The organism is Priestia sp. P5_B4, assembly GCF_056400385.1.
On record NZ_JBFULJ010000250.1, the window covers coordinates 1 to 4900 of the forward strand.

6 protein-coding genes are annotated in these 4900 nt (G+C 36.8%); all 6 read left to right on the forward strand.

Translation table 11 applies throughout. From position 1 onward, the window contains the following. Positions 1-197 precede the first annotated feature (197 nt). A complete protein-coding gene (locus AC1DRF_RS16675; RefSeq protein WP_177563559.1) occupies positions 198-593 on the forward strand; it encodes a CDI toxin immunity protein in 396 nt (131 codons plus the stop codon). 221 nt (positions 594-814) lie between these two features. Further along, positions 815-1591, forward strand: coding sequence for an NUDIX domain-containing protein (locus AC1DRF_RS16680; protein ID WP_057236878.1), 777 nt, complete (start codon positions 815-817; stop codon positions 1589-1591). Between the two features lie 71 nt (positions 1592-1662). Beyond that, complete coding sequence (locus AC1DRF_RS16685; protein WP_043982237.1) at positions 1663-2211, forward strand: cysteine hydrolase family protein; 549 nt, start codon at positions 1663-1665, stop codon at positions 2209-2211. 23 nt (positions 2212-2234) lie between these two features. Beyond that, positions 2235-3704 (forward strand): nicotinate phosphoribosyltransferase, encoded by a 1470-nt coding sequence (locus tag AC1DRF_RS16690; RefSeq protein WP_477741195.1) that lies wholly within the window; start codon positions 2235-2237, stop codon positions 3702-3704. Between the two features lie 15 nt (positions 3705-3719). Further along, entirely contained in the window at positions 3720-4400 is a 681-nt protein-coding gene (nadD, locus tag AC1DRF_RS16695) for a nicotinate (nicotinamide) nucleotide adenylyltransferase (RefSeq protein WP_025752246.1), read from the forward strand. Between the two features lie 34 nt (positions 4401-4434). Beyond that, the coding region (nadE, locus tag AC1DRF_RS16700; RefSeq protein WP_477741196.1) for an NAD(+) synthase at positions 4435-4900 on the forward strand (466 nt) is incomplete at its 3' end.

Below are 4900 nucleotides of genomic sequence, written 5' to 3' on the forward strand. Positions count from 1 at the left end.
CTATATAATCAAAGTCAAAGATTAAGTTTTATGGTAAACTAAAATACACAAATTATTTTGAATAATTTGTATAAAAAGGTTAAATTTCAAAATTGTTGAGAAAAAGCACGGTTGGAAAGCTGCAGGATTTTTAGCAAGAAGAGTAGAGATCGTTTCTGAAAATTCTAGCAAACTCCAATTTCGACTGGAGGATGATTATGATAAAAGTAGAACATTATATTCAAACATTGGGTAACAGTGCAGATTTGCTAACAAAAAGGCAGACAAGCATTTACTTCGAAAAACTTTCAAACACCTTTCCTTTTTTAACAATCATGCAAATTAATTGGAGAAAAGTATTAATTAAAAAGTCCACCCGGCATATTGAAGAAATCAAAAAATGGCTTCAAGAGATGAATATAAAAGAACATCAGGTTGTTTTATTCTGGAAACGAGCAACTAAAGCTGTAAGCGTCGATTTAGCTCAGGCTTTACTGTTTTTTCAACAAACAGCTGATCTGACAGAAGAAGCATTTATTTACTGTCCGTCTGTTGACTATGTAATTGAGTATTTTAAAGACGGTAAAATGATGATTGGTTTAGCAGCACGTTAATTAAAAGGAAAAAAAGCTGAGAGAGGAGGCGAATTAGAACTTCTTCACTCAGCTTTTTATGCATATAAAATCTGAAAAATACGAAACATAACGTTATTTACAACATAAATTACCTTCTCTTTATAATTAGTGGGAAAAGTATTGACATTTTCCATAAAACAAATATAATTAACATTAATCATATTGTTAATTGTAAAAAGAGCGATCAGGAGAAATGATGAATGTCGAACAATAAAGCAATGACGAATCAAACGAAAAAAGAATACCCTAAACCCTATGGCTATACGTCAGATATTGCTGTATTTACGATTGTGACGGAAGAAAAAGAACCATACAAACCACCTAAAATGAGTTTGAAATTAATGCTTATCCAACGAGCAATGGTGAATGCAGAGGGAGAAAAGAACAGCGAAGCAGGAAAGTGGGCGCTTCCCGGCGGATTTGTCCATCCTGATGAATCAGCTTTTGAAGCGGCCAAAAGAGAGCTCGAAGAAGAAACTGGCGTAAAGGATATTCATTTAAAACACTATGGTGTCTATGATGAGCCTGGCAGAGACGATAGAGGATGGGTCATTACAAACGCACATTATGCAATCGTCCCAGAAGATAGTCTAATAAAGCGAAAAGCGAATGATGATGCTGCTCGAGTTGAATTGTTTAAAATAGATGAAATCTTTTCATTGCCTTTAGCTTTTGATCATGAAATCATCATTCGAGATGCAATCAAGGAAATTAAGAAAGATTTATTGCAAACAACCATTGCCCAGAAATTTCTGCCTTCTCAGTTTACATACTCTGAGCTGCAGGCTGTGCTGCTTACCGTAACGGATGATGCAGCGATTAAAAGTGATCAGGCCTTTGCACGAAAAATAAGAATGCTGCCATTTATTGAAGAAGTAGACGGAAAAACAACGACGAGAACGTCTAAAAAACCAACAAAGCTCTACCGGTTTGTTGAAATGAATGTGATGAAGCCAATCTATACAGCACGCTATTAAAAGAAAAACTTTCAATTTAAATAATTAACAATATGTTAACTGTTAATTTTTACTTATGAGGGGGAAACATAATGAAAAAAGCACTGATTAACATCGATTATACAAATGATTTTGTAGCTGAAAACGGAGCTTTGACATGCGGAGAACCAGGCAGACAAATAGAAACATTCATAAGCGATATTACGCGTCAATTTATTGAGCAAAACGAGTATGTGGTGTTCGCCATTGATTTTCATAAAGAAAATGATTCCTTGCATCCAGAATCAGCGCTGTTTCCGCCTCATAATGTTGAAGGTTCTGCAGGAAGAGAGCTATACGGAAAGTTAAATGATTTATATAATGTGTATCGATCACAGGCAAATGTAGAATGGATGAATAAAACGAGATACAGCGCATTTGCTGGAACAGATCTGGAGATTAAACTTCGAGAAAGACAAATTACCGATGTCTACTTAGCAGGTGTATGTACGGATATTTGTGTACTTCATACAGCAGTAGATGCCTATAATAAAGGATTTGCTATTTATATTTATGAAAAAGCCGTAGCAAGCTTTAATCAAAAAGGCCATGAGTGGGCGCTTGAACATTTTAAATCTTGCCTCGGGGCAGAAATTATTTAAGGACATAAAAGTGGAGGAAATCAATGAATATGTTTACAGATGACAGCGTAATGCTACACACCGATTTATATCAAATTAATATGGGAGAAACGTACTGGGAAGATAATATTCATCAAAAGAAGGCTGTTTTTGAAGTTTTCTTCCGCAAACTTCCTTTTGGAAATGGCTATGCTGTTTTTGCTGGATTAGAAAGAATTATTGAATATATTAAAGCATTTAAATTTAGCGAATCAGATTTAACCTACTTGCATGAAGAATTAGGTTTTAAAGAAGATTATTTAGCTTACTTAAAAGATCTTACGTTTACTGGAACGATTCGATGTATGCGTGAAGGTGAGCTTGTATTTCATAATGAACCAATTTTACGTGTAGAAGCACCATTAATTGAAGCTCAGCTCGTAGAAACAGCTATTTTGAATATTGTGAATTACCAAACGCTGATTGCGACGAAAGCAGCTCGCATCAAACATGTAGTAGGAGATCAAGTGGCAATGGAATTTGGAACACGCCGCGCTCAAGAAATGGACGCTGCCATTTGGGGAACAAGAGCAGCCTATATTGGCGGATTTGGTGCTACTTCTAACGTGCGAGCAGGAAAGAAATTTGGAATTCCAGTTGCAGGAACGCATGCTCATGCCATGGTGCAGGCTTATAAAGACGAATATATTGCATTTCATAAATATGCTCGTCGCCATAAAAACTGCGTGTTTCTAGTTGATACGTACGATACGTTAAAATCAGGAGTTCCCAACGCCATTAAAGTAGCAAAAGAATTAGGCGATAAAATTAATTTTACAGCGATTCGCTTAGACAGCGGCGATTTAACATATTTGTCTAAAAAAGCTCKTCAAATGTTAGATGAAGCAGGGTTTACAGAGACAAAAATTGTTGCTTCCAACGATTTAGATGAAGATACGATTATGCATTTAAAGTCGCAAGGGGCACAAATAGACATGTGGGGGATTGGTACTAAGCTCATTACTGCATATGATCAGCCCGCGCTTGGTGCAGTGTATAAACTCGTTTCTATTGAAGGAGAAAATGGCGAGATGATGGATACGATTAAAATTAGCGCAAATCCTGAAAAAGTGAGTACACCAGGATTAAAGCGCGTATATCGTATTATTAATAATTTGAATGGGAAATCTGAAGGGGATTATATCACAATGGAAGACGAAGATCCTCAAAGCGAAGAACGTTTAAAAATGTTCCATCCTGTTCATACGTTTATCAGTAAATTCGTCACAAATTTTGAAGCAAAAGAACTCCATCATGATATCTTTGTAAACGGAGAGCTTGTGTATGAAACAGAAGAACTTCAGGAAATTCAGCAGTACGTAAAAGATAATTTAGAGCTGCTTTGGGATGAATATAAGCGCACGCGCAATCCTGAAGAATATCCAGTAGATTTAAGCGAAAAATGTTGGGAAAATAAAACGCGTCAAATTGCGTACGTAAAACAAAAAGTAGCAGAAGCCCTAAATAAAAAATAGTAGGGAGCTGGAGACATGTCAGATACGCTTGCTTATTTTCAACAGCTAAACCCTGATAAAAAAATAGATAAGCTTTTAGAAAAAGGAGCGAAAATTGGTATTTATGGTTCTTCTTTTGATCCGGTTACCAATGTTCATCTTTGGACGGCATCAACGGTTGCGCATCGAAAGAAGCTAGATGCTATTATCTTTTTGCCTTCATCGCACAAACGAACAGATAAAAAGCTCCAGACGTTGGATGAGCACCGTGTAAATATGGTTAGCTTAGCGATTAAAGATAACCCCAAATTTTTGCTCGATACGTATGAGCTAGACGTATTGCCGGGCTATCATTACACATACTACACTATGGAGCACTTTAAAAAATTGCTTCCACACGCTGATTTATTTTTTATTATGGGAGCCGACTTACTGCAAGATATTGGTGAAGGCAAGTGGAAGAAAGCAGATGAACTTATTAGTAAAAACCAGTTTATCATCATGGCAAGAGAGGGAATAGACATGTTGAAAGCTATTAGTCATTCTCCTTTGCTTCGAAATTATGACGACGGCCGGTTTCAGCTTCTTGATAAAGGGCTGGCGATGGAAATCAGCTCTACTTATATTCGTCAAGAATTTGCCCGGGGCGGAGAACCAAGATATTTAATGCCTGATCTCTGTTATTTTTATAGTAAAAAACATGGACTGTATCAGTAAGAAATCTACATATAATGGAAGGAGAGCATGTATCATGTCAGACATGCAAGAAAAAATAAGAAAAGAGCTACATGTGAAATCTGAAATTGATCCAGCACAAGAAATTCGTGCCCGCGTTGATTTTCTGAAAAGCTACCTAAAGTCAGCAAATGCAAAAGGCTTTGTATTAGGTATAAGCGGGGGGCAGGACTCTAGCTTAGCTGGACGATTAGCACAGATTGCTGTAGACGAATTGCGAAAAGAAGAATATGAAGCAAAATTTGTAGCCGTTCGCTTGCCCCATGGCACGCAGCATGATGAAGCGGATGCGAAGGCGTCACTAGAATTTATTAAACCTAATGAAACATATACGTTTAATATTAAAAACACGGTGGAAGCATTTGAAAGTTCGTTTACAGGTGCGACAGATATAGCGCTGTCTGATTTTCATAAAGGAAATGTCAAAGCACGTACGCGTATGATTGTACAGTATGCAATCGGAGGAGAAAACGGCCTTTTAG

What these genes read in the sequence shown, in the direction of transcription:
- AC1DRF_RS16675 (WP_177563559.1), top strand. Translation starts at nt 198, where the DNA reads ATGATAAAAGTAGAACATTATATTCAAACATTGGGTAACAGTGCAGAT.
- AC1DRF_RS16685 (WP_043982237.1), top strand. Translation starts at nt 1,663, where the DNA reads ATGAAAAAAGCACTGATTAACATCGATTATACAAATGATTTTGTAGCT.
- AC1DRF_RS16680 (WP_057236878.1), top strand. Translation starts at nt 815, where the DNA reads ATGTCGAACAATAAAGCAATGACGAATCAAACGAAAAAAGAATACCCT.
- nadD (WP_025752246.1), top strand. Translation starts at nt 3,720, where the DNA reads ATGTCAGATACGCTTGCTTATTTTCAACAGCTAAACCCTGATAAAAAA.